At 71.6% G+C, this 24,579-nt stretch carries 23 protein-coding genes; 11 read left to right on the top strand and 12 right to left on the bottom strand.

Annotated elements, in window-relative coordinates:
* Positions 1-543 precede the first annotated feature (543 nt).
* The gene (locus COGEMETH_RS17445) at positions 544-1,452 is read left to right on the top strand and encodes a metallophosphoesterase family protein (protein WP_238183875.1); all 909 of its coding nucleotides are present in this window, start codon (positions 544-546) and stop codon (positions 1,450-1,452) included.
* A gap of 116 nt (positions 1,453-1,568) precedes the next feature.
* On the opposite strand, the gene COGEMETH_RS17440 is transcribed toward COGEMETH_RS17445, so the two are convergent.
* Complete coding sequence (locus COGEMETH_RS17440; RefSeq protein WP_238183871.1) at positions 1,569-1,730, bottom strand: hypothetical protein; 162 nt, start codon at positions 1,728-1,730, stop codon at positions 1,569-1,571.
* A 292-nt stretch (positions 1,731-2,022) separates the two neighbouring features.
* Between COGEMETH_RS17440 and COGEMETH_RS17435 the strand changes: the two genes are divergently transcribed.
* Positions 2,023-3,417, top strand: a complete 1,395-nt coding sequence (locus COGEMETH_RS17435; protein WP_238183870.1) for an amidase family protein — start codon at positions 2,023-2,025, stop codon at positions 3,415-3,417.
* Between the two features lie 30 nt (positions 3,418-3,447).
* Here COGEMETH_RS17435 and COGEMETH_RS17430 read toward each other — a convergent pair whose 3' ends face one another.
* The 7 genes from COGEMETH_RS17430 to COGEMETH_RS17400 all read right to left on the bottom strand — a co-directional run bounded on the left by COGEMETH_RS17430 (position 3,448) and on the right by COGEMETH_RS17400 (position 13,127).
* The gene (locus COGEMETH_RS17430; RefSeq protein ID WP_238183869.1) at positions 3,448-5,073 is read right to left on the bottom strand and encodes a dipeptide ABC transporter ATP-binding protein; all 1,626 of its coding nucleotides are present in this window, start codon (positions 5,071-5,073) and stop codon (positions 3,448-3,450) included.
* Positions 5,070-5,891 (bottom strand): ABC transporter permease, encoded by an 822-nt coding sequence (locus COGEMETH_RS17425; RefSeq protein WP_238183874.1) that lies wholly within the window; start codon positions 5,889-5,891, stop codon positions 5,070-5,072. Before COGEMETH_RS17425 ends, COGEMETH_RS17430 begins: the two co-directional genes overlap by 4 nt.
* Positions 5,892-5,971: 80 nt before the next feature.
* The gene (locus COGEMETH_RS17420) at positions 5,972-6,913 is read right to left on the bottom strand and encodes an ABC transporter permease (protein ID WP_238183868.1); all 942 of its coding nucleotides are present in this window, start codon (positions 6,911-6,913) and stop codon (positions 5,972-5,974) included.
* Positions 6,914-7,011: 98 nt separating this feature from the next.
* Complete coding sequence (locus COGEMETH_RS17415; RefSeq protein WP_238183867.1) at positions 7,012-8,607, bottom strand: ABC transporter substrate-binding protein; 1,596 nt, start codon at positions 8,605-8,607, stop codon at positions 7,012-7,014.
* Positions 8,608-8,744: 137 nt separating this feature from the next.
* On the bottom strand, positions 8,745-9,872 hold the full coding sequence (locus COGEMETH_RS17410) for a M20/M25/M40 family metallo-hydrolase (RefSeq protein WP_283215016.1): 1,128 nt from the start codon (positions 9,870-9,872) through the stop codon (positions 8,745-8,747).
* Entirely contained in the window at positions 9,869-11,338 is a 1,470-nt protein-coding gene (locus COGEMETH_RS17405) for a M81 family metallopeptidase (RefSeq protein WP_238183866.1), read from the bottom strand. Before COGEMETH_RS17405 ends, COGEMETH_RS17410 begins: the two co-directional genes overlap by 4 nt.
* A gap of 241 nt (positions 11,339-11,579) precedes the next feature.
* Entirely contained in the window at positions 11,580-13,127 is a 1,548-nt protein-coding gene (locus COGEMETH_RS17400; RefSeq protein ID WP_238183865.1) for an acetolactate synthase large subunit, read from the bottom strand.
* Between the two features lie 242 nt (positions 13,128-13,369).
* Between COGEMETH_RS17400 and nthA the strand changes: the two genes are divergently transcribed.
* The 7 genes from nthA (at position 13,370) to COGEMETH_RS17365 (ending at position 20,131) form a co-directional block, all read left to right on the top strand.
* Positions 13,370-14,008 (top strand): nitrile hydratase subunit alpha, encoded by a 639-nt coding sequence (gene nthA / locus COGEMETH_RS17395; RefSeq protein ID WP_238183864.1) that lies wholly within the window; start codon positions 13,370-13,372, stop codon positions 14,006-14,008.
* The gene (nthB, locus tag COGEMETH_RS17390; RefSeq protein ID WP_238183863.1) at positions 14,005-14,676 is read left to right on the top strand and encodes a nitrile hydratase subunit beta; all 672 of its coding nucleotides are present in this window, start codon (positions 14,005-14,007) and stop codon (positions 14,674-14,676) included. The genes nthA and nthB overlap by 4 nt, the downstream gene beginning before the upstream one ends.
* The gene (locus COGEMETH_RS17385; protein WP_238183862.1) at positions 14,673-14,996 is read left to right on the top strand and encodes a nitrile hydratase accessory protein; all 324 of its coding nucleotides are present in this window, start codon (positions 14,673-14,675) and stop codon (positions 14,994-14,996) included. Before nthB ends, COGEMETH_RS17385 begins: the two co-directional genes overlap by 4 nt.
* Before the next feature lie 146 nt (positions 14,997-15,142).
* A complete protein-coding gene (locus COGEMETH_RS17380) occupies positions 15,143-16,450 on the top strand; it encodes an MFS transporter (protein WP_238183861.1) in 1,308 nt (435 codons plus the stop codon).
* A gap of 19 nt (positions 16,451-16,469) precedes the next feature.
* Positions 16,470-17,339, top strand: coding sequence for an amidohydrolase family protein (locus tag COGEMETH_RS17375; RefSeq protein ID WP_238183872.1), 870 nt, complete (start codon positions 16,470-16,472; stop codon positions 17,337-17,339).
* 110 nt (positions 17,340-17,449) lie between these two features.
* Positions 17,450-18,787 (top strand): omega-aminotransferase AptA, encoded by a 1,338-nt coding sequence (aptA, locus tag COGEMETH_RS17370; RefSeq protein ID WP_238183860.1) that lies wholly within the window; start codon positions 17,450-17,452, stop codon positions 18,785-18,787.
* 42 nt (positions 18,788-18,829) lie between these two features.
* Positions 18,830-20,131: an AmpG family muropeptide MFS transporter gene (locus COGEMETH_RS17365; protein ID WP_238183859.1), complete on the top strand. Its 1,302-nt coding sequence runs from the start codon at positions 18,830-18,832 to the stop codon at positions 20,129-20,131.
* Between the two features lie 194 nt (positions 20,132-20,325).
* Here COGEMETH_RS17365 and COGEMETH_RS17360 read toward each other — a convergent pair whose 3' ends face one another.
* The 4 genes from COGEMETH_RS17360 to COGEMETH_RS17345 form a co-directional block, all read right to left on the bottom strand.
* Positions 20,326-20,628 carry a hypothetical protein gene (locus tag COGEMETH_RS17360; protein WP_238183858.1) on the bottom strand — a complete coding sequence of 101 codons (303 nt, stop codon included), beginning with the start codon at positions 20,626-20,628 and terminating at the stop codon, positions 20,326-20,328.
* 248 nt (positions 20,629-20,876) lie between these two features.
* Entirely contained in the window at positions 20,877-21,269 is a 393-nt protein-coding gene (locus COGEMETH_RS17355; protein ID WP_238183857.1) for a hypothetical protein, read from the bottom strand.
* A gap of 63 nt (positions 21,270-21,332) precedes the next feature.
* Positions 21,333-21,887 (bottom strand): HI_0983 family protein, encoded by a 555-nt coding sequence (locus COGEMETH_RS17350; RefSeq protein ID WP_238183856.1) that lies wholly within the window; start codon positions 21,885-21,887, stop codon positions 21,333-21,335.
* A 212-nt stretch (positions 21,888-22,099) separates the two neighbouring features.
* Positions 22,100-23,404 (bottom strand): ArgE/DapE family deacylase, encoded by a 1,305-nt coding sequence (locus COGEMETH_RS17345; protein WP_238183855.1) that lies wholly within the window; start codon positions 23,402-23,404, stop codon positions 22,100-22,102.
* 204 nt (positions 23,405-23,608) lie between these two features.
* Between COGEMETH_RS17345 and COGEMETH_RS17340 the strand changes: the two genes are divergently transcribed.
* Together COGEMETH_RS17340 and COGEMETH_RS17335 are read left to right on the top strand one after the other, a co-directional pair.
* Positions 23,609-24,082, top strand: a complete 474-nt coding sequence (locus COGEMETH_RS17340; RefSeq protein WP_238183854.1) for an SRPBCC family protein — start codon at positions 23,609-23,611, stop codon at positions 24,080-24,082.
* 104 nt (positions 24,083-24,186) lie between these two features.
* Complete coding sequence (locus COGEMETH_RS17335; RefSeq protein WP_238183853.1) at positions 24,187-24,510, top strand: hypothetical protein; 324 nt, start codon at positions 24,187-24,189, stop codon at positions 24,508-24,510.
* Positions 24,511-24,579 lie beyond the last annotated feature (69 nt).

Raw genomic sequence — 24,579 nt, 5'->3', positions numbered from 1 at the left:
CGTGCTGAGGGCCGCGTTGAAATAGATGCCCGGCGTGCCGACGAGGTCGCGGGCCGAGCGCAGGCCCGCGCCCTCGTCCCGGCCGGCGCCTGCCATCGCCGTCGAGGCGAGGTAATCGGTCGCCCGGGCCAGGGTGGCGGACAGGGTCGGAGCGGAGGACATCGCGCGGCTTTCCCATCCCGTCATCGGTTGGGACGGACCGGCGCGACGATCGGCCATCGGCGATCGTCGGCGGGCTCGCATCCCACGCGGAGGCTGGGACGGGGCCCTGAAGGAAGGCTTAATCCGGGCCTCTCGCCGCCTATGACAGGCGGGTCAAGTAACTGAAATCGCATGTTTTCCAGCAAAAGACCGCGGTCTGATTCGTGCGGCGATGCTGAAGTCTTCCTTAATCCCGGCCTCGTCCGTGCAAGGTCGTCCGCGGCCTGTCGGTGGCGGGTGGGTGCCGCAGCCCGCGTGGAACCCTCTCCCTTGACGCGCGCTGCCCCAGTCGCGATGCCGGGCCCGTGCCCCGGCCGGTCTCCTGACGATGTCCCCGCGTTGATCTTCCGCCTCGCCCACCTCACCGATCCGCATGTCGGTCCGCTGCCGCGGCCGCGCCTGCGCCAGCTCCTCGGCAAGCGGGCGACGGGCTACGCCAACTGGCGGCGCGGGCGCTCGCGCAGCCACGACATGGCGGTGCTCTCCGCCCTCGTCGCCGACCTGAAGGCGCAGGGCATCGACCACGTCGCCTGCACCGGCGACCTCTGCAACATCGGCCTGCCGAGCGAGTGGGAGACCGCCCGCGTCTTCCTGGAGGCGCTGGGGCCGCCGCAAGCCGTGAGCTTCGTGCCCGGCAATCACGACGCCTACGTGCGCGGCTCCCTCGAGGGGCTCCTGCGCGCCTGCGGGGACTGGACCGCGGACGATGCGGGCTCTGCGGGCCGGTTCCCCTACCTGCGCCGGCGCGGGCCCCTGGCGCTGGTCGGCCTGTCCACGGCGATCCCGACCATTCCCTTCGCCGCGAGTGGGCGGCTCGGGCCGGCGCAGATCGCCGCGGCCGAGGCGCTGCTGCGGGCGCTGGCTACCGAGCCGGGCCGGCCCTGCCGGGTGGTAATGATCCACCATCCGCCCCATCCCGGCGGTGCGGCGGCGGGCCGCGAACTCAGGGACGCGGCGGCCTTCACCGCGATGATCGCCCGGGCTGGCGCGGAGCTGATCCTGCACGGCCACAACCACACCACGAGCCTCGCCCACGTGCCGGGCCCCGGCGGGCCGGTGCCGATCGTCGGCGGCTCCTCCGCCTCGGCGCGGCCCGGCGCGCACGGCACGGCACCCGAGCGCCGGGCAGCCTACCTGATCTACGCGTTCGAGAAGGTGGGCGACCGGCACGTCATCACGGCCGCGCAGCGCGGCCTCGACGGCGAGGGCGAGGTCGAGGTCCGCGACCTCGGAGCCCTGTCCCTGGGCTGACGACGATCATGCCCGATCCGGGCAGACATCCGTAGCCGAGGCCGCGGAGGACTGCCGGGATCGGTCGTCGCGTGCGATGGCGAACCGCGAAGCGGACCGCCGGGGCCTGCGGGCGCTCAGGCTCCGGCGGAGAGGAGGCCGGTGCGGTGCTGGCGGGCGATGCTGGCCTCGTAGCGCTCGGCCTGGAGGCGTGTGAGGCCGGAGATCAGAGCGAGGGGGCCGCGATAGACGGTATAGGTGCCGTCCTGGGTCGGTGTGACACGAATCATCTCGGACATGGGAGTCTTCCTGTGTTGGAGCTTGCCTGTCTTGACGCGTGCGATCCTCTATCGATGGGGCCGGATACGGTTGCGAGAGCGCGACGTTACGCATCTCGATGTCGCTGGCAAGGGCTTGCCGGCCGCCAATACCTAAGTATTTCCGCTGCAGTGCGGGAAGCGCTTGAACACGCTCGCTCGGCCCGTTTCGAAATCCGCGCGGCGCCGCGTCCGCGGTTTGCCGCCTCCGCCCGGGAAGGCCAGGATGGCCGCGCCCGGCCGACTCAACCGGCCCGCAACGGAGCTTATCCCGATGGACCTCTGGCGCCTGTCCGCGACCGATCTCGCCGCTCGGATACGCGACCGTTCGGTCTCCGCGCGCGAGGCGGCGCTGGCGGCGCTCGCGCGTCTCGATGCGGTCAACGGGCGCCTCAACGCCGTGGTCGACCACCGGCCCGACCTCGTGCTGGCCCAGGCCGCCGCGATCGATGCGGCGCTCGCCCGGGGGGAGGCGCCGGGGCCCCTGGCGGGGGTGCCGGTCACGATCAAGGTCAACGTCGACCAGGCGGGCTTTGCCACCACCAACGGCCTCACGCTCCAGCGCGACCTCGTGGCCGCCGCCGACAGCCCCGTGGTGGCGAACTTGCGCCGGGCCGGCGCGGTGGTCCTCGGGCGCACCAACACCCCGGCCTTCTCGCTGCGCTGGTTCACGGACAACCGCCTGCACGGCCACACCCGGAACCCGCGCGACCCGGGCCTGACGCCGGGGGGCTCCTCCGGCGGCGCGGCCTCTGCGGTGGCGGCCGGCCTCGGCCACATCGCCCACGGCACCGACATCGCCGGGTCGATCCGCTACCCGGCCTATGCCTGCGGCGTGCACGGTCTGCGCCCGAGCCTCGGCCGGGTGCCGGCGTGGAACGCCTCCTCGCCGGAGCGCGGCATCGGCCCGCAGCTGATGGCGGTCTCGGGGCCGTTGGCCCGCAGCATCGCCGACCTGCGGCTGGCTCTCGCGGCGATGGCCGCCCCCGATCCGCGCGATCCCTGGTGGGTGCCTGTGCCCCTCGACGGGCCGTCGATCCCGCGGAGGGCCACCCTCTGCCTCAGGCCGGGCGGTCTCGCCATCGTGCCGGAGGTCGAGGCGGCCCTGCGGGACGCCGCCCGACGCCTGGAGGCGGCGGGCTGGAGCGTCGCGGAGATCGCCGACGTGCCCCCCATCCGCGAGGCCGCAGCGTTGCAGTTGCAGCTCTGGCTCGGCGACGGCTTCCCGGCCCTCGAACAGGCGGCCGAGCGCGAGGGCGATCCCGGCGCCCTCGCGCTGCTGGCCGCCTTCCGCCCGATGGCGCGCGCGCTGACCCCCGACGCCATCGCGCGGGCCTTGACCCGGCGCCTGACCCTGGCGCGGGACTGGTCCGTGTTCCTCGACCGGCATCCGGTGCTGCTGCTGCCGGTCTCGGCCGAACTCCCCTTTCCGGATAACCTCGACCGCCAGGGCGAGGCGGCGGTCGCCCGCGCCTTCGAGGCCAACCTCCTCCAGGTCGGCCTGCCCCTGATGGGCTTGCCGGGGCTCACCGTGACCACGGGGCTCGTGGGCCGGACGCCCGTGGGCCTGCAGGTCGTGGCCGGGCGGTATCGCGAGGACCTCTGCCTGCTGGCCGGCGCGGCGATCGAGGCGGGCGGCGTGCCGGCGATGCCGGTCGATCCGATGTGAGGCGGTTCCGGCCGTGGTTTTCGGGGCCGCCTACGGCACGGCCTCCACCGGGGGCGCCTTCATGACCGGCGCCGCCGCGAACAGGGCCCGGGTGTAGGCGTGCTTCGGGTCGGCGAAGAGGGCGGCGGTGGCGCCCTCCTCGACGATGCGGCCGTCCAGCATCACGATCAGCCGGTCGCAGAGGCGGGCCGCCACCCGCAGGTCGTGGGTGATGAACAGGATCGCGAGGTTCAGGCGCTCGCGGATCGCCTCCAGCAGTTCCAGCACCTGCCGCTGCACCGAGACGTCGAGCGCCGAGACCGCCTCGTCGGCGATCAGCACGTCGGGCTCCATGGCGAGCGCCCGGGCGATGGCGATGCGCTGGCGCTGGCCGCCGGAGAACGCGTGCGGATAGCGCGCGAGCGCCCCCGCATCGAGGCCGACCAGGGCGATGAGGTTCTTGGCCCGCGCCGTCGCGGCCTCGCGGGAGAGGCCGTAGTTCATCGGCCCCTCGACGATGGACTGGCCGACCGTGCGGCGCGGGTTCAGGGAGCGGTAGGGGTCCTGGAAGATCACCTGGATGCGGCGGCGATAGGGATGCAGCGCGCGGGCCGGCAGAAGGGCGATGTCGTCCCCGCCGATCCGCACGTGCCCGGCGGTGGGGTCGACGAAGCGGGCGATGCAGCGGGCGAGCGTCGACTTACCCGAGCCCGACTCGCCGACGATGCCCAGCGTCTCGCCGGGCTGGAGGGCGATGCTGATGCCGTCAAGCGCCTGGACCGGGCGGCCGCCGCCGAACAGGCCGCGCCCGCCGTAGTTCTTGGTCAGGTCGCGGGTGGCCAGCACCGGCGAGACCAGGCTGGGGCGCGCCCGCGGCGGCGGCGGCTCGGCCCGCGGCACGGCGGCGATCAGCATGCGGGTATAGGGATCCTGCGGCCGGCAGAGCACGGATTCGGCCGGCCCCTCCTCCACGAGACGGCCCGTGCGCATCACCACGACCCGGTCGGCGATCTCGGAGACCACGCCGAAATCGTGGGTGATGAACAGGATGCCGGCCTCGCGCCGGGCCTGCAGCTCGCGCATCAGCTTCAGGATCTGCGCCTGGGTGGTCACGTCGAGCGCCGTGGTCGGCTCGTCGGCGATGATCAGGGCCGGATCGTTGGCGAGCGCCATGGCGATCATCACCCGCTGGCGCTGGCCGCCGGAGAGCTGGTGCGGATAGGCCCGTGCGAGCGATTCCGGGTTCGGCAGGTGCACGTCAGCGAGCAGCTGCCGGACCTTGTCCCGCCGGGCGCCGCGGCCGAGCCGGCCGGCATGGGCTTCCAGCATCTCCGCGACCTGGTCGCCGACCCTGAGGGCCGGGTTGAGGGCCGTCATCGGCTCCTGGAACACCATCGCCATGCGGCCGCCGCGCAGGCGCCGCATCCGGGCGGGACCGGCCTTCAGCAGGTCCTCGCCCTCCAGCAGGATCTGTCCCGCGGACGGCTTCAGCACGGGCGGGAGCAGGCCCATCACGGCGCCTGCCGTCACGGACTTGCCGGAGCCCGATTCGCCGACGACGCAGACGATCTCGCCCGGCGCGACCGTCAGGGACAGGTCCTCGATGGCGTAGCCCCGGTCGGCTCCCCGCGGCAGGGGCACCGACAGGTTCCGGATTTCGAGGACGGGCCGGCTCATCGGACCCCCACGCCGCGGGCGGTGCGCGGATCGAGGGCGTCGCGCAGGCCGTCGCCGATCACGTTGACCGCGAGCACGGTGGCGGCCACGCACAGGCCGGGGAACAGGATCACCCAGGGGGCGATCTGGAAGGCTTGGCGCCCCTCGGCCATGATGTTGCCCCAGCTCGGCACTTCCGTCGGGATGCCGGCCCCGAGGAAGCTCAGGATCGCCTCGGTGAGGATCGCGGAGGCCGCCACGTAGGTGCCCTGGACGATGAGCGGCGCGATGGTGTTGGGCAGGACGTGCCGCACCAGGAGCTTCGGCAGCCGCGTGCCGGCGCCGATGGCGGCCTCGACGTAGGGCTCCGTGCGCACCGAGAGCACGACGCCGCGCACAAGGCGGGCCACCCGCGGGACCTCGGGGATGGCGATGGCCACGATCACCGTGCCAATGCCGGCCCCCGACAGGGTCACCATGGCGATGGCGAGCAGGATCGAGGGGATCGCCATGACCCCGTCCATGATCCGCATCACCACCGCGTCGAGCCAGCGGACGTAGCCGGCGACCAGCCCGATCGTCAGGCCGACCAGCACCGAGACGGCGGAGACGGCAAAGCCGATCGCCAGGGAGACGCGGGCGCCGTAGACCACCCGGCTCCAGACGTCGCGGCCGAAGGCGTCGGTGCCGAGCCAGGCGGCCTCCGAGGGCGGCCTCAGGCGCAGGCGCGGCCGCAGCAGGATCGGGTCGCCGGTCCAGAGCCAGGGGGCGGCCAGTGCCGCGAGGCCCACGAGCAGCAGCACGGCGAGGCCCGCCAGGACCGCGGGATGGCGCAGCATCGGGGGCAGCGCCCGTCCTCGCTTGCGCGGCACACCGGGATCGTTGGCGGGGAGCGGGCGGGCCGTCTCGTCGAGGGCGCTCAATAGCGAATCCTCGGATCGAACAGCAGGTAGGACAAATCGATGCTTAGGTTGACCAGGACGTAGAGCGCGGAGAACAGCAAGATGACGCCCTGGATCACGGGGTAGTCGCGGGCGAGCACCGCATCCACCGTGAGGCGGCCGAGGCCGGGCAGGTTGAACACGCTCTCGGTCACGACCACGCCGCTGATGAGCAGCGCGATGCCGAGGCCGATCACCGAGATCACGGGGATGGCGGCGTTGCGCAGGGCATGGCGGCGCAGCACCCGCGCCTCGGTGACGCCCTTGGCGCGGGCGGTGCGGATGTAGTCCTCGCCCAGCACCTCCAGGACGCTGGAGCGCGTGGTGCGGGCGATGAGGGCGATGTAGATCACCGAGAGGGTCAGCGTCGGCAGGATCAGCCGCGAGAGGAAGGGCCAGAGCCCGTCCGCGATCGAGACGTAGCCCTGCACCGGCAGCCAGCGCAGCTGCATCGAAAAGCCGAAGATCAGCAGGTAGCCCAGCACGAAGACCGGCACCGAGAAGCCGGCGACCGACAGCCCCATCACCGCCCGGTCGACCCAGGTGCCGTGCCGCCAGGCCGCGAGCACGCCGAGGGGCACCGCCACCAGGACCGCGAACAGGATGGTGCTCGTCGCCAGCGCCAGGGTCGGCTCGATCCGGTCGAGGATCAGCCGGCCCACGGGCTGGTTCGAGATGATGGAGGTGCCGAGATCCCCGTGCACGAGGCGCCAGATCCAGGTCGCGAACTGCTCGAGCATCGGCTGGTCGAGGCCCAGGCGGGCGCGGATCGCCGCGATCTGCTCAGGGGTCGCGGCGTCGCCCGCCAGGATCGCGGCCGGATCACCCGGCGCCAGCCGCAGCAGCAGGAACACGATCACCGCCACCACGCCCATCACGGGGAGCGTGGCGGCCAGCCGTCCGAGGATGAAGCGCCCCATTCAAGCTCCTGCCGGTCTCACCGCGGTCGGGCGCGCATAGGAAATCCGCTCGCTCGCTTCGCGATGCGGATTACGGCTTCGATCAAGCGGACACGGTCTCACTTCTTCTCGACGTTCCAGAACACCGGCGCCGGCGCCTCCAGGATGCCTGAGAGCTTGGCGCTGGCCGCCGCCGGCTGGGTGAACTGGCCGGTGGGGAAGTACATCCCGATCGTGTAGGCCCGCTCCTGCGTCTGCCGGGCGATGTCCACCTGCTTGGCCGGGTCGGTCTCCAGGGCGTAGGCGTTGCGCAGGGCCTCGATCTCGGCATCCTCCGCCCAGCCGAACCAGCCGCCGGCCTTGCCGCGCCCGTTGACGCCGACGTTGTTGACCGGGTTCAGCAGGTCGGCGTTGACCCAGAAGGTGTGGAAGATGTTCCAGCCGCCCTGGCTCACCGGGTCCTGCTTGGCCCGGCGCCCCACCAGGGTCTGCCAGTCCATCGCCTGGAGGTCGACGGTCATGCCGATCTTGCGCAGCGCCTGCGCGGTCACGGGGCCGAGGCTTGCCGAGATCGCAAGGTCCGTCGGCTGCATGATGACGACGGGCTTGCCGTCGTAGCCGCCCTCCTTGAGGAGCTGCTTGGCCTTGGCAAGGTCCGGCTTCGGCGCGCCGGCCTCCGTGGCGTTCGGCGTCTTGCAGATGAACAGGGCGAGGCACGGCACCATGTAGTCCGGGTCGCCGATCTGCGCGTCGAGGTAGTCCTGCTGGTTCACGGCCAGCAGCACGGCCTGGCGCACCTTCGCGTTGTCGAAGGGTGGGTTGAGCCAGTTCATCCGCAGCATCCCGGACATGCCGAGGGTGTTGAAGTTGACGAGGTTGATGCCGGAGGCCCCCTTCAGGATCGGCAGGAAGTCGTGCGGCGGCTGCTCGACGTAGTCGATCTCGCCGTTGATGAGGGCGTTCACCGCGGTCTGGTAGTCGGTGATGTTGATCCACTCGACGCGGTCGACCTTCACGGTCTTGGCGCCGGCGAGCCAGCTCGGAGCCTCCTTGCGCGGCACGTAGTCGGCGTTCTTCTCGTAGACGACCTTGAGGCCGGGCTGGAACTCGCCCTTCACGAACTTGAACGGCCCGGAGCCGATCTCTTCGGGCACGTTGCGGTCGGCCGGGGTCTCGGCGATCCGCTTGGGCATGATGAAGGGCACGTTGGCCGACGGCTTGCCCAGCGAGGCCAGCACCAACCCGTAGGGGCGCTTCAGCACCAGCTTGAAGGTCCGGTCGTCCACCACGTCGAGGGAGGCGGTGTACTCCATGAGCTTCTGGCCCATGCCGTCGCGCTTGCCCCAGCGCTGGATCGAGGCGATGCAATCCTCGGACTTCACCGGGGCGCCGTCGTGGAACTTCAGGCCCTCGCGCAGGGTGAAGCTGTAGGTGAGCGTGTCGTCGCTGACGCTGTAATCCTGCACCATCTGCGGCTGGACCTTGAAGGCCGCGTCGGTGGCAAACAGCGTGTCGTAGATCATGTAGCCGTGGTTGCGGGCGATGTAGGCCGTGGTGATGATCGGGTCCGTGATGCGCAGGCCCGAATGCATCACGGCGCGGATCGTCACGGGCTTGCCCTGCGCCAGGGCCGGCGCGGTGCCGGCCAGCGCCGCCAGCAGCCCGAGGGTCGCCGGCCATCCAGAACCCACACTCTTGCCCACGACCTTGCCCATGAACCGGTCCCCTGCGCCGCACCGCGGCCGTCCGTGCGACATGAATGCATGATGCGGGCCGCGCGTCACGCCCAATCCGCGCGGCCGGGGACCCGATGCCCGTCTCGTCTCCCGACGACGAGCGAGAGGGACCGGTCTCAGGCCAAGGCGGTCAGCAAGCCGGCAAACAACCGCGCCCGCGCCGGCAGGGACGCCACCAGGACGTGCTCTTCCGGGGTGTGGTAGCCGTGGCCCAGCGCCCCCAGCCCGTCGAGGGTGGGGATGCCCAGCGCCCCGGTGAAGTTGCCGTCCGAGCCCCCTCCCGCGCTGGCGTGGGGGAGGGCCTGCCCGAGCCCCTGCGCCACGTCGCGCGCCCTCGCGTAGAGACCGAGCGTGCCCGCATCCGGCTCCCAGACCGGGCGGGTCACGCCCCGCCGCACGCGGAAGGCGACGCCGTCCGTCTCACCGGAGAGGGCGAGCATCCGGGCCACGCCCCGGTCGAGGTCGTCCTGGCGCTTGGCCATGCTGAGGGCCTGTCCGCAGCAATGGGTTGGCACGCAGTTCACCCAGCGCCCTCCGGAGACGATGCCGACGCTGAACGTGCAGTCGGCATCCGACATCGCGTCGATCGCCAGGATCTTGCGGGCCATGGCGCGGATGGCCGAGCGGCCCTCGGTGGGCGTGACGCCGGCATGGCTCGGGCGTCCGGTCGCCTCCAGTTCGAAGCGGGCGATGGCGTAGCGGCCCGTCACCACGCCGTTGTCCGGCAGGCCCGGCTCCGGCACCAGGACGTAGCGGTGGCGGGCGGCCTCGGCCTCGATCAGGTCGCGGGTCGAGGGGCTGCCGACCTCCTCGTCGCTGGTGAACAGCACCGTGACCGGCAGCGGCGTCCCGATGCCGGCCGAGGCCAGGGCACGGATCGCGCAAAGCGCCAGGAGGTTGCCGCCCTTCATGTCGAGGATGCCCGGCCCGTAGGCGCGCCCGCCCTCGACGCGCCAGGGCAGGGCGGCCAGGGTGCCCACGGGATGGACCGTGTCGAGGTGGCCGAGCACGAGGATGCCGGGCGCGTCCCGGCGGGGGTGGGGGAAGCGGGCGCGCACGCAGTCGCCCAGGCCCATCCGGCCGGGGATGGTCTCGACGGCCGCACCTGCGAGGGTGAGGTCGCGGGCGGCCAGCCGCATCATCCGGTTGACGGCGCCCGCATCGTCGGTCGGGCTCTCGCACTCGACCCAGGGGCGCAGCGCCGCGAGCATCCCGGCCGCGTCGAGATCGAGTTCCGGTATCACGGGGCGTCCTGCGCGAAGGGGTCGGCCACGCGGGGCCAGTAATGTCCGGAGCGCTTGGTGTAGGGGATCGCCCCGTAATCGGGCGGTACCGCGCCGGGGGCCGCGACGTAGCGGACCTCGCTTGCGATGGGGGCGAAGGCGGCGAAGAAGTGCTGCATCGACTTCACCACCACGAGCCGCTTGTCGGTCAGCGTCAGGCCCAGGCCCGTGAAGGCGTCCGGGGCGAAGGGCTGCTGGCGCTGGCTGGCGAGCACGATGTGGATGCCGTCCGCCTCGATCCAGGCGCTCGGGCCCAGCAGCGCCCGCCCGCCGCTGAGGCCCGCCTGGTCGTGCGCGTCCGACAGGCCCCGCACGGTGATGCGCAGGTCCACCGGATCGCCCGAGGTGAGCCCGCACTTGCCGCCGACCCGCAGCATGAAGCTGGCGCCGAGACCGGCCTCCCGGCAGATGCCCACCGCGCCGGGGTCCCAGTACAGGCCGGTGGCCACCTCGCGCACCCCGCGCGCGACGAGCCGGGCGAGGATCGCGGTGTTGTCGGAGGGCGCGCCCGCGCCCGCGTTGTCGGCGATATCGGCCAGCACCATCGGGCGCGGGTCGGCCGAGGCCAGCGCCCGGTCGATGGCCGCGTCGATGGAATCCGCCCGCGTGGTCGCGGCCTCGCGCATGGCCCAGATCTCGCCGGCGAGTTGCCGCGCCAGGGCCTGCGCCGTGCCGGCATCGCCGTCGGCCACCACCAGCACCTTGGCGCCGACGTCGGCCACGTCCCCCCAGGGGAAGCCGTGGCTGAAGGAGACCGAGAGGATGCCGTCTCGTCCCTCCAGCGCCTCCATCCGGCGCACGAAGCCGGAGACCGGCTCGCGCGAGGTGCGCCACATGTCGATCATGCGGCAATCGTGGATGGCCATCACCGGGGCGATCGCCCCCGAGGCCGCCCCGATCACCAGGGGGTAGAGGTCGCGGGCCCGCTCCACGATGTCGGTGTGGGGGTATTCCTTGTAGATCACGATCACGTCGGCGGCCCCGCGCATCGCCTCGGTGAGGTGGCAGTGCAGGTCGAGTTCGACGCCCACCGTGGTGTCCGGGCCGACCAGGGCGCGCACCCGCCCCAGGGTGTCGCCCTCGCAATCATCGTAGCCCTCGGCCACCATGGCGCCGTGCATGAACAGCAGCACCGCGTCCACCGGCAGGGCCGCCTTCAGGTCGACGAGCAGGGTGTCGCGCAACTCCTCGTAGACGGCGCCGATGGTGATGCCGCCGGGCTGGGCGAAGGTGGACAGGCTCTCCACTACGGCGTGCCCGTCCGCCTCAGCCATCTCCCGCCACGCCTTGAGTCCGATGTTGCTGAGGCGGGGCGGGTTCCGGCTGCCGTCGCGGCGGGCATAGTCGGCCAGGAAGGCGGCCCGGCCCGTGGGCAGGGGGGCGAAGGTGTTGGTCTCGGTGGCGAGACCGGCGATGAAGAGCTTCACGCCCGGGATGTCTCCGTCGTCCGCGGACGGAGCCGCGGGAGGTGGCAGCGGCGAGCCCGAGCGGGGGCCGGATCGGCGTCACGCAGGCTGTCCGCCAGACGCGCGTCCCGAGCCACCCCGTTCGGCAATTGGCCGGCATCGGGGCATGCAAGGCCGAGGCCGACGCCGGGGAGGCCGGTCGGGCGCACGGGCGCGCGGAAAGGCGCGGATTGGGAGCCGGTCCGCGCCGCCACGGCCGGCCTCACAGGGCGACCTCGATCAGGAACGGCCCGCGCCGGGAAAGCGCATGGCGGAACACGTCGATAAAGTCGGCCAGGGTCTCCACCCGCCGGCCCTCGACGCCGAAGCCGCGGGCGAGGCTCGGCCAGTCCACGGCTGGATCGTCCAGGCTCAGCATGCCGATCGCCTTCGGGCCGGGGTTGTGGGCGCCGACGTTGGCGAGTTCGCCCCGCAGGATGGCGTAGGCGCGGTTGGACCAGATCAGCGTCACCACGTCGAGGCGCTCCCGCGCCTGGGTCCAGAGGGACTGCGCGGTGTAGAGGGCGCTGCCGTCCGCCTGGAGGTTGATGACCTTGCGGTCCGGGCAGGCCACCGCCGCCCCCGTCGCCATCGGGATGCCGACCCCGATGGAGCCGCCGCTGAGCTGCAGCCAGGCATGCGGCGCGGCCTCGTGGGTGAGGGCGAAGAAATTGCGCCCGGTGGTCAGGGATTCGTCGCAGACGATGGCGCCCTCGGGCATCAGGGCGCCCAGCACCCGGCCGATGGCGTCGTCCTCGAGCGGCCCGGAGCCCGGCAGATCCGGCCGCGGCCCCGCCGCGATCCGGGGTTTCTCCCCGATCGCGCCGACCGCGAGCGCGAGGCGCTCCAGGGCCTCGATCTGATCCTCCTCGGGGGTGGCCAGCGTGATCGTCTCGCAATCCGGATGCGCCAGCAGGCTCGGCTTGCCGGGATAGGCGAAGAACCCGACCGGCCGGGTCGCCCCCACCAGGATCAGCCGGCGGAAGGGTTTCAAGGCGCCGATGGCGAGGTCGATCGGGTAGGGCAGGCGCTCGATCGGCACCGTGCCCGCCCCGCGGTCGATCCGGGCATTCGCCTGCATGGCGAGCAGTTTGGCGCCGGTTTTCTGCGCGATCCGCGCCGCGATCTCCCGGCCGCGGTCCCGCACCGCCCGGTCGCCGAGATGCAGCAGCGTCGGCTCGCCCGATGTCAGCGCCGCCACGGCCGCGGCGATGGCGCCGTCGTCCGCCCGCGCCCGCTCGGGCACGGGGGGCACCGGGACGATGCCGTTGCCGGGCTCCCAGGCGGTGTCGGCGGGCAGGATCAGCGTCGCGACCTGCCCCGGCGGGGTGCGGGCGGCCGCGATCGCCGCAGCCCCGTCCGCCGCGATCCCGGAAGCCGACAGCCCCGTGCGCAGCCAGGCCGAGACGGGCCGGGCCAGCCCCTCGATGTCCGAGGTCAGCGGCGCGTCGTAGGCGCGGTGGTAGGTGGCGTGCTCGCCCACGATGTTGACGATGCCGGAGCGGGCGCGGCGGGCGTTGTGCAGGTTGGCCAGCCCGTTGGAGAGGCCGGGGCCGAGGTGGAGCAGGGTCGAGGCCGGCGTGTCGGCCATGCGGGCATAGCCGTCCGCCGCCCCCGTCGCCCCGCCCTCGAACAGGCAGAGCACGCACCGCATTCCGTCCACCCGGTCGAGGGCGGCGACGAAGTGCATCTCCGATGTGCCGGGATTGGCAAAGCAGACCTCGACGCCGCCGGCGACGAGGGTCCGCACGAGGCTTTCCGCACCGTTCATCCCCGATCCCGAAGTCTTGCCCAATTCCGAAGTCCTGCCCAATTCCGAAGTCCTGCCCGATTCCAAAGTCTTGCCTGCTTCCAACGTCCTGGACCCTCGTTGTTGCCGCCCGCGGGCGCCTATGGTGGCCTCCGCGCCGGGCCGGGCGCAAGGGGCCTCGGCCGGGCCTCGGTTGACCTCGCCGCGCGGGCGGTGAGGATAGGCCGAGACGGTCCGGTCGGCCGGGGCAGAAGGGGCGCAGGATGGCGCAGGACCATTCCCACGATCACGACCACCCCCACGGCAGCGAGCTCTCGCCGATCGAGGCGCGGGTGCGGGCGCTGGAATCGCTGCTGGTGGAGAAGGGCTACGTCGAGCCCGCTGCCCTCGACGCCCTGGTGGAGATGTACGAGACCAAGGTCGGGCCGCACAACGGCGCCCGCGTGGTCGCCCGCGCATGGACCGATCCGGATTTTCGCGCGCGCCTCCTCGCAGACGCGACCCCGGCCATCGCCGAACTCGGGATCGGCGGGCGCGGCGGCGAGCACATGATCGTGGTCGAGAACACCCCCGACACCCACAACCTCGTCGTCTGCACCCTGTGCTCCTGCTACCCCTGGCCGGTGCTCGGCCTGCCCCCCGTCTGGTACAAGGCGCCTCCCTACCGGGCCCGCGCCGTGATCGACCCGCGCGGGGTGCTGGCCGAGTTCGGCGTGACCTTGCCGGAGACGACCCGCATCACGGTCTGGGATTCCACCGCCGAGACCCGCTTCATGGTGCTGCCGATGCGGCCGGCCGGCAGCAAGGGCCTCGACGAGGCGCAACTCGCGGGCCTCGTCACCCGCGATGCGATGATCGGCACCGGCTTGGCCCACAGCCCGGCCGGGGAGGCCCGGCCGTGAACGGCGCGCAGGACCTCGGCGGCGCCCACGGCTTCGGGCCGGTGGTGCCGGAGGCGGACGAACCGGTGTTCCACGCCGATTGGGAGAAGCGCGTCTTCGCAATCGCCATGGCGATGGGCTTCACCGGCACCTGGAGCCTGGACGCGAGCCGCGCCGCCCGCGAGTCTTTGCCCCCGGCCGAGTACCTGTCGGCGAGCTACTACCGGATCTGGCTGGAGGCCCTGGAGCGGCAGCTGGCCGCCCACGGCCTTGCCAGCCCGGACGAGATCGCCAGCGGCCGGGCCGGGGCGCCGCCGAGGCCGGTTGCGCGGGTGCTCACCGCCGAGATCTTCGAGCCCCGCTTCCGCGCCGGCTTCCCGAGCGACCGCCCGGCGACCGCCCCAGCGCGCTTCGCGGTCGGCGACGCGGTGGTGGGGCGCAACCGGCATCCCACCGGCCATACCCGCCTGCCGCGCTACGTCCGCGGCCGTCGCGGGCGGATCGAGCGGGTGCACGACGCCTTCGTCTTCCCCGACACCAACGCCCATGGCGCGGGCGAGAATCCGGACCGGCTCTACACCGTCGCCTTCGCGGCGGCCGAGCTCTGGGGCGAGAGCGCCGACCCGGGCGGCCACGTCACCATCGCCGCCTTCGAGCGCTACCTGCTGCCGGCGGCCAGGCCCGCATGAGCGCGCCCGAGCCCGGCCCCTTCGCGGCGCCGTGGGAGGCGCAGGTCTTCGCCCTGGTGGTCTCCCTCCAGGAATCCGGCCTGTTCACCTGGGCCGAGTGGGCCGACACCCTGGGCGCCGCCATCCGTCCCCCGGACGGTCCGGAGGCGCCCGCCAATTACGGCCGCTGGCTCGCGGCCCTGGAGGCGATCCTGGCCCGACGCGGCGTGGCGGGGACGGACGCCGTCGAGGTCCGCAGCCGCGCGTTCCTGCGCGCGGCCGAGGCGACCCCGCACGGGCAGCCGATCGTGCTGGGGAACGACCCGCTGCGGGGCGGGTGACAGGCCTCTCCATCTCCCCTCTACGGGAGAGGGAAGCGTCGCTGCGGCAGGGAGAACGAATAGTCTCTGTCAGGCCGGCGCATGGACAGCCCGGCGGTCGCCGCCGATACTCGTGCCGGTCATGACGGCCTGAGGGGCGACGACGGATGAGTTCGACAGGCAAGCCCGAGGCCGCCCCGGCGGTCGATGCCGTCCCGATCGAGGATGCCAGCCTCACCGCCTTCTACGGCAGCATGACCACCACCGAGCGGCGCACCTTCTGGGCGTGTGCCGCCGGCTGGGCCCTCGACGGTATGGACTTCATGATCTACCCGCTGGTGATCGGCACGATCATCAGCCTGTGGAAGGTCGATCCGGGCACCGCGGGGCTCGCCGCCACCGTGACGCTGCTGGCCTCGGCGCTCGGCGGCTGGATCGCGGGGTTCGTCGCCGACCGCATCGGCCGGGTACTGACCCTGCAGATCACCATCCTGTGGTTCTCGTTCTTCTCCTTGGTCTGCGCCTTCGTGCAGAACTTCGAGCAGTTGCTCGTCGCCCGCGCCCTGCTCGGCCTCGGCTTCGGCGGCGAGTGGGCGGCCGGCGCCGTGTTGATGGGCGAGACCATCCGGGCGCAGTACAGGGGCCGGGCCGTGGGCTCGGTCCAGTCCGGCTGGGCGGTCGGCTGGGGCATGGCGGTGCTGGCCCAGGCGGTGCTGTTCTCCTACCTGCCCCCCGAGACCGCCTGGCGCTGGATGTTCGTGATCGGGGCGTTTCCGGCCCTGCTGGTGTTCTACCTGCGCCGCTACGTCGAGGAGCCGAAGGTCGCCGCCGAGACCCGGGCCCGGGCCCGCGCCGCCGGCGAGCAGGCCAAGCTCTGGGAGATCTTCTCCGGTCCGCTCCTGCGCACCACGATCCTGGCCTCGCTCGCAGCCGCCGGCTGCCAGGGCGGCTATTACGCCATCACGACGTGGCTGCCGCGCTACCTCACCACCGAGCGCGGCCTCTCGATCGTTTCCTCCACCGGCTATCTCTCGGCGCTGATCGTCGGCTCGTTCGTCGGCTACCTCGTCGGCGCCTGGCTCGCCGACAGGCTCGGGCGGCGCCCGCTCTTCCTGATCTTCTCGCTGGGCGCCATCGCGGTGATCCTGGTCTACACGCAGGTGCCGCTCTCCAACGCAGTGCTGTGGGTGCTGGGCTTTCCCCTCGGCTTCTTCGCCTCGGGCTACTTCTCCGGCATGGGCGCCTTCCTGACGGAACTCTACCCGACGCGCCTGCGCGGTTCCGGCCAGGGCTTCTGCTACAATTTCGGGCGGGGCCTCGGCGCCCTGTTCCCGGCGCTCGTCGGCTACCTCGCCTCCAGCGTCGGGCTGGCCTCGGCCATCGCGATCTTCGCGGCCGGCGCCTACGGGGTGTTCTTCCTCGCGGCCTTCGCCTTGCCCGAGACGCGGGGCAAGGTCCTGCATGTGGATGGGTGAGATTCGGATGGCTGACCCGATGGGCGCGATCCGCGACTGCCCCGCCCCCGACCCGCATCCCGGCGGCCCGACGCGCTACGCCGTGCCGCCGGGCGCGGTGGACACCCATGCCCACGTCATCGGCTCAGGGCCGGCCTATCCCCTGGTCGCGGACCGCAGCTACACCCCGCCGGAGGCGCCGGCCCAAAAATATCTCGCGATGCTGGACGCCACCGGCATGGCCAACGGCGTGCTGGTGCAGGTCAGCGTCCACGGCACCGACAACCGGCTGATGCTGGAGACGCTGGCCGCCAATCCGGACCGCCTGCGCGGCATCGCCGTGATCCCCCTCGGCCTGCCGGATCGGGACCTGGCGGCGCTGAAGCAGGCTGGCGTCGCGGGCCTGCGCCTCAACGTGCTGTTCGGCGGCGGCGTCGGCCTCGATCAGGTCGAGGCCTACGGGGCGCTTGCCCGCGAGATGGGCTGGCACCTCCAGTTCCTTATCGACGCGCGCACGCTGCCGCCCCTGGCAAGCCGCCTGTCGCGGCTGCCGGTGCCCTTCGTCGTGGACCATATGGGCCACATGCCGACCTCGGCCGGGCTGGACGATCCGGGGTTTGCGACCCTGGTGGACCTCGTGCGCGACGGCGCCTGGGTGAAGCTCTCCGGCGCCTTCCGCACCTCGGTTCAGGGCCCCCCTTACGCCGACACCATCCCCTTCGCCCGCGCCCTGAACGAGGCCGCACCCGAGCGCTGCCTCTGGGGCTCGGACTGGCCGCACGTGGCCGCCTGGGACGGGCCGCCGCGCATCGCCACCCTCCTCGACCTGATGGCCGAGTGGGTGCCCGACGAAGACCGCCGCCGGATGCTGTTCGTCGAGAATCCGCGAACACTCTACGGCTTCGGCTGAGCCGGGTCCCCTGTCCGGGCGCGGCCCATGCAGGGCGAGCCCTTGCAGGACACCCGAAACCGGGTTCCCCTGCGCCACCTGACGAGACGGCGAGAAACCCGGAGAGCCGCATGTCCGACGCGCCTTTGCGAAAGAACACCCCGGCGCTGGACGCCTTCTGGATGCCGTTCACGGCCAACCGCCAGTTCAAGGCGGCCCCGCGCATGCTCGTGGCGGCCCACGGTATGCACTACACCGCCGACGACGGGCGCCAGGTGCTCGACGGGACGGCCGGGCTCTGGTGCGTCAATGCCGGCCACGGCCGCCGCGGAATCGCCCAGGCCGTCGAGCGGCAGTTGAACAGCCTCGATTTCGCCCCGACCTTCCAGATGGGCCACCCCATCGCCTTCGAATTCGCGGAGGCGTTGGCCGAGATCGCCCCGGGCGGGCCTGCTGCCGGCCTCGACCGGGTGTTCTTCACCGGCTCGGGCTCGGAATCCGTCGACACGGCCCTCAAGATCGCGCTCGCCTATCAGCGCGCCATCGGCCAGGGCACCCGCACGCGGCTGATCGGGCGCGAGCGCGGCTACCACGGCGTCGGCTTCGGCGGCATCTCGGTCGGCGGCATCGTCAGCAACCGGCGGGCGTTCCCGCAGATCCCCGGCACGGACCACCTGCGCCATACCCACGATCCCGCCCGGAACGCCTTCACCAAGGGCCAGCCGGAGCACGGGGCGGACTTGGCCGACGATTTGGACCGGCTGGTGGCCCTGCACGGGGCCGAGACCATCGCCGCCTGCATCGTCGAGCCGGTGGCCGGCTCCACCGGGGTGCTGATCCCGCCCAAGGGCTACCTGGAGCGCCTGCGCGCGGCCTGCGACCGGCACGGCATCCTGCTGATCTTCGACGAGGTCATCTCCGGCTTCGGGCGGCTGGGCGCCCCCTTCGCCACCGACTTCTTCGGCGTGGTGCCGGACCTCGTCACCACCGCCAAGGGGCTCACCAACGGCACGATCCCCATGGGCGCGGTCTTCGCCAAGCGCAGCGTCCACGACGCCCTGATGCAGGGGCCGGACGGGATCGAGCTGTTCCATGGCTACACTTATTCCGGCCACCCGGTCGCCTGCGCGGCGGGCCTCGCCACGCTCGAGGTCTACCGCGAGGAGGGCCTGCTCACCCGCGCCGCCGATCTGGCCGACGACTGGGCCGCCGCGATCCACGACCTGCGCGGGCGCGCCCGCGTCACCGACATCCGCACCATCGGCCTGATCGCCGGCATCGAGCTGGAATCGCGGCCCGACGCGCCGGGGAAGCGCGCCTACGAGGTGTTCGTGGACTGCTTCGAGCGCGGCCTGCTGATCCGCGTGACCGGCGACATCATCGCCCTCTCGCCGCCCCTGATCCTGGAGCGGGCGCAGATCGGCGAGATCGTCGGCATCCTCGGGGATGCGATCGACCGGGTGGCCTGAGCCCGCACCTGGATTGCCGGCGCCCTGCGAGGACCAAGCCCGATGCACGATCCCGGCACGCAAGGCGGCGCGGGCCAAGCGCTCTCGCCGATGCAGCTTGTCACCGACCGGCGCATCGCCGCGATGCTGGGCCTCGGCTTCAGCTCCGGCCTGCCCTTCATGCTGGTCTACGTGACGCAATCGGCCTGGCTGTCGGAGGCGAAGGTGCCGATCGCCACGATCGGCCTGATGAGCGAACTGACGCTGGCCTACAAGTTCAAGTTCCTGTGGGCGCCCTTCCTCGACCGCTACGACGCGCCCCTCCTCGGCCGCCTGCTCGGGCGGCGCCGCGGCTGGATCGTCGCCTCGCAGGTCGGCGTGATGCTGGCGCTCGCGGGCGTCGCCTTCGGCGATCCGGAGCACTGGCTGGCCTGGACGGTGGCATTCTCCCTGGCCCTGGGATTCGCAGGGGCGACGCAGGACGTGGTGATCGACGGCTGGCGCATCACCGTCGCGCCGACCGAGCGGCAGGCGCTGATGTCGTCCTGGGCGGAGATCGGCTGGCGCGTGGGCAACCTCGCGACCGGCGCCGGCGCCCTCTACCTCGCGGACACGGTCGGCTGGCGCGCCGCCTATCTCTGCATGGCGGCCCTGATGGCGCCGGGCATGATCGCCGCGCTGCTGGCCCCGGAGCCAGAATCCGACAGGGCGGCCTCCCACGACCGGCCGGGCTTCGTCGCCACCGTGGCCGCCCCCATCCGGGAACTGATGACGCGCCTCGGGCCGATGGCGGTGCCGATCCTGCTCATGGTCGCGGGCTTCCGCATGCCCGGCTACGTCTCGAGCGCGATGGCGATGCCCCTGTTCAAGAGCCTGGACTACGCGAACGCCGACATCGCCACGGTGACGAAGCTGTTCGGGTTCTGGGTCGCCCTAGGCGGCACCTTCCTGGCGAGCTTCGTGGTGCCCAGGATCGGCATGATGGCGAGCCTGCTCGTCGGGACCATCGCCGGCTCGGCCTCACACCTGAGCCTAGCCTACCTCGCCGCCCACGGGGGCGGGTTCTGGACCTTCGCCTTGGCGGTGAGCGTCGACAACTTCGCCTACGCCTTCGCCTCCATCGTCCTCATCACCTACATGTCCTCGCTGACCGCCACCGAACACGCCGCCAGCCAGTACGCCCTGCTCACCTCGCTCTGCGCCTTCCCCGGCAGCGTGCTCGCGGGCCTGTCGGGCTTCGCCATCGAGCACCTGGGCTTCGAGCGCTTCTTCGTCGCCACCTCCCTGATCGGCCTGCCCGTCGCGATCCTGTGCTACGCCGTCCTGCGCATGCAGGCGGGACGGCGGACGGAGCCGGCCGCGTGAGCGGCGTGTCCGCGCGGAGGCGGCCGTCATCCCGGATTCGTGTCTCGGTTTGAAATCCGGCCAAGAGTTCGGCAACGGGTGGGTATCCGCCGTTGGCCAGACGCCAGAAGGCGACCGTTCGGTAAGGCGCCCAGGGCCGCCGTTCGTCCACCCGCAGAGGCCGACTGCACGTCGGACCCGATATTCGGGTGGTGTCACCAATTCGAAGTTCGACCGTCGGCCAACATCTGATGCCGACCCTTGGCGGACTCATTCAGGAGCGGGGCAGAAATCCTGTAGACGGTGACGTCAGACATCGAGCACTCCTCCTTAGAAGCGTCGCTCACGGCGATGGCCTGAATCAGCCTGCCGTTCTTCAAATGAAAGACAATCTTGAAAACCTGTCGATAAAGGTTTTTCCTTATCCTCTGGCTTGCAATCTGCTGTACGGCCGTGCGGCCAAAATCCACCTCGTCGTTTACGAGAACGCCGGCGTTCTTGAGTTGAACATGGGTCATGGCTGCCGGCCAACTCTCCGGTCCATCACATTTCGGGTCCGCCAGAACGGGTGAGGCAGAGAGGAGAGCGATGCACGGGCCCGCGAGGGCGATGTAGCGAGACATATGCTGACCGACTGACGTGTGGGCGGTGGCGTAGCCGGCACAGAGCGCCGGGACGGCGAGGCAGGCCGTCGGTTGACGCGATGCCGACGAAAAGGGGGCTGGCCGAGACCTGCTGAGGCCGGTCGATGCCAGGGCCGGTCCTATCAATCGTTTACGGAAAAATCCGTCAATTTCCAGCCGGCATCAGCCTTGCCGAAAACGTAGATGATCTCGCCGCAGAAAGCGGAATAACTGACTTTACCCTCGTTGGTGTCCTTGATGGGCTTCTGCTTGGCAAGACACGTCCGCTGCGCCGGTTTGAAAGCCCCCTTCCAGATCACCGGGAAATCCGCCACTTGCCGTAGATCGTTGTAGACGACCGGATATTTGATCATCTGCGATACGGCATTCTGGTCGCTCTTGCCGACGGCAGCTTTGAATTGCGTCCAGAACGCTGCGAAACCGTCATCGCTCCCCGCGGCCAGCGCCGACCCCGCCGGTATCAGCAAACCCGCTGCAAGCAGTCCCCTGCCGATCACCGATCCGATCGAATTCATGTTCGCCCCTCCATGCTCGAGAATGCAGGCCCCATCGAGTAGGCGGCCTCGATAGAGCGCCTCTCAGTCCCGGGACTGCGTGAGGGCGGTGCGGACGCGGTTCATGTCGAAACGTGCGACCTCTCTCGCCCAACGCGCGGCCTCCTTGGGCATCGCGCCGACCTCGCCGTCGCTCAAGCGTCGGCTGTACCGCAGCGAAACCAGGCCGCGCCCGGCCGGCCCGGGGGCGTAGCGAAACACGCTGTACTCGATCGTCCCGCCGGGCATGACGATGCTGAACTCGGCCAGCGCCTCGCCCCGACCCTCGTAGGCTCGAATCACCGATCCTGGGTAGCGCTCGCTTGGATAGCGCTCGCGCATCTGGCGTGCGTGCGTCGACGCCGTCTCATAGGCGGTCTGCCGGCTGTCGGGGAGGGCGCGGTAGCTGACGAGACGGGTCCAGTTCTCGCCCGTCTCGTGGGCGGGCGCGAACTCGATGAGGCCGCCTTGCGGCGAGACGGTGTTGGTCTTCTCGATGAGGGCGTGGCCCACGAAGGTGAGGCGGCTCTCGCTCGGTGCGGCAATGGCCTGAGCGAGCGAGAGGGCGAGGGCGAGGGCCCCAAGGGTCATCTTGAACATCGCGATCTCCCAACGGCTGAGCCTCGATCAATCTTGAGGATCGGCGCAGCGCCCTGGATGAGACGACTGTGTTTCGGGCCGATGATGTCCCGCGTTTCAGGCGTGTTTCATGGTGTTGGACCGGGTGTTCGAGGCTGATCGAGGTGCTGGTAGGCAGACTTTCCGAGGGTCAAAGGTGGGTCGATAGCAGCCGGTCGACCGGCGCTCGAACTTCAGACCGAGACACCACCACGCCCCGCCACCGGCTCCACCCCGCACCATTCGGCCACGAACAGCGCCATCGCGGTGGTGACCCGCTGCACCGAGGCGAGGCTGACGCGCTCGTCGAAACCGTGGATGTTCTGGCTGACGGGGCCGTAGCAGAGGGCCGGCACCCGCTCGTAGAGGGCATGGACCCGCGCATCGAGGTAGCAGGGCGACATGAAGCTCTCCAGCGCGCGGCCCGTGGCTTGCGCGTGCGCCCAGCCGAGTACCGCCTCGGCGTCCGACGCCTCCAGCACGTAGCCCTCGGCGAAGAAGCCGTTGAAGGCGACCCGGGGCGGCGTGTTCGACAGGAAGGGATCGGTGCGGGCGAAGTCTGCGACCGCCGCCTCGATTTCGGCCGCGGCATCGGCCGCCCCGACGCCCGGATAGAGGGCGATGCGGCAGTCGATCCGGCACCAGGCCGGGACGGAGGAGGCCCAGTCGCCGCCCTCGATCCGGCCGACGTTGAGGTTGATCGGGTGCTCCGCGTCGGAAAAGTGCGGCCGGCCCGCCCGGTCGGCGTTCCAGCGCGCCTCCAAATCGCGCAGCGTCCCGATCACCCGGTAGGTCGCATCGATGGCGTTGGCGCCCGCCCCCATCTCGCGCACGTGGACCGGCCGGCCGCGGACCTCGACGGTGAACCAGAGCACGCCGGTATTGGCCCGCACCAACATCTCCTCCTCGGGCTCCGGGATCAGCACCGCGTCGGCCCGATAGCCGCGCAGGTGCGCGGCCAGCGCGCCGTTGCCGGTGGATTCCTCCTCCACGACGGACTGCACCGTGACGGTGGCCGCCGGCTGCAGGCCGATGCGGTTAAGCGCGTCGAGGGCGAAGAGGTTGGCCGCATGGCCCGCCTTCATGTCGGCCCCGCCCCGGCCGTAGAGCCAGTCCCCGTCGATCACCGGCTCGAAGGGCGGATGCGTCCAGAGGTCGAGGGGGCCGGGCGGCACCACATCCACGTGGGCCTGGAGGATCAGCGAGCGCCCGGCTTGCCCGCGCGGCCGGTGGATGCCCACCACGATCGGCGCCTCGGAATGCGCGTCCGTGATCTTGGCCCCGCCCGGATGGGCCGCGAGCGCCGCCCGGTCCATCGCGAAGCGCTCCGTGGCGAGACCCCGCGCGCGGAACGTCTCGAACACGAAATCCTGGATCGCGCCCTCCTGCCCGCGGATGGAGGCGAAGCGCACCAGCGCCTGGGTGTGGGCCACCTGCGCGGCAAAGCCCTCCGCGACGGAGGCCCGGATGCGCTCGCTGAGCGCGGGATCGAGGGGCATGCGGGTCTCCGGCAGGGATTGGCGAGGGCGCGTGTCAACGGACGGGCGGTCGGCATGGTTCGCGCGCCGAAGGAGGCGCGTTTCCAGGCCGCCTTCGGCCCGGCCGCCATTGCCGCCCGGGGTTGGGAAGCCTAGCTCCCACGCGGCCCCGAGAGCCGGCGCGGCGTTGCCGCGCGAGACCAGAACCGGATGGAGACCCCCGATATGTTGCGGACCCTTGCACTGCCCGCCCTCGCGCTCATCGCCTGCACCGCGCCGGGCTACGCCCTGGAGGTGCAGCGCTCGGTCGACGTGGCCGTGCCCCCGGCCAAGGTCTGGCAGACCATCGGCGACTTCTGCGGCATCGGCACCTGGCACCCGGTGGTCGAGACCTGCGCCCTCTCGGAGAAGGACGGGCGCAAGCTGCGCACCCTCGGCCTCAAGGGCGGCGGCAGCATCGTCGAGGAGCAGGTCTCCCGCGACGACAAGGTGATGAGCTACACCTACGCCATCGTCGAGAGCCCGCTCCCGGTCTCCGATTACAAGTCGACCCTCGCGGTGGCCCCCGAGGGCTCCGGCTCGAAGGTGAGCTGGCAGGGCACGTTCAACGCCAAGGGCGCCCCGGACACCGTGGCCACGGACGCGATCCAGGGCATCTACGACTCGGGGCTCAAGGCCATCGCCGACAAGGCGAAGTAGGCCTCCGCCGCGGACCTGTGGCGCGGCGGCGATTGACCGGTCCGCGGCGCCGAGCGAAAACCCGGCCCGGCGCCGCCCCGCGCGCCGGACTGGGAACCGCCCGCGTGCCGCTGCTTCGTGTCAGCCTGCTCCTCGCCGCCGCCGCGCTGCTGGGCGCCTGCCAGCCCAAGGCGGCCGCCCCGCCCGTCGCTGCAGCGCCCGCACTCGCGGCCCCCCTGGTCCTGCCATCGGGCTCGGGCTGCGGCCCGGCCATCGCCCGGACCCAGGCCGTGGTCGACAGCGACGTGGCGACGGGCAACCTCAACAAGCCGGTGGGTGACCGCTTCGGTGCCGACCTCAGGCGCGCCGCCTCGACCTGTTCGGCCGGCCGCGACGGCGAGGCCCTCCAACTCCTGGCCGCCGCCAAGAGCCGCTACGGCTATCCGTAGGTCCTGTTTTGAAACGTCGACAAGGCGTTGACCCGAAACGCCTTTTCCCTTCCCCCTTTGCGGGGGAGG

The organism is Methylobacterium trifolii, assembly GCF_022179685.1.
Lineage (GTDB): Bacteria > Pseudomonadota > Alphaproteobacteria > Rhizobiales > Beijerinckiaceae > Methylobacterium > Methylobacterium trifolii.
Note: the sequence above shows the minus strand (reverse complement) of the source record. Positions and strands in the feature narration are given on the sequence as shown.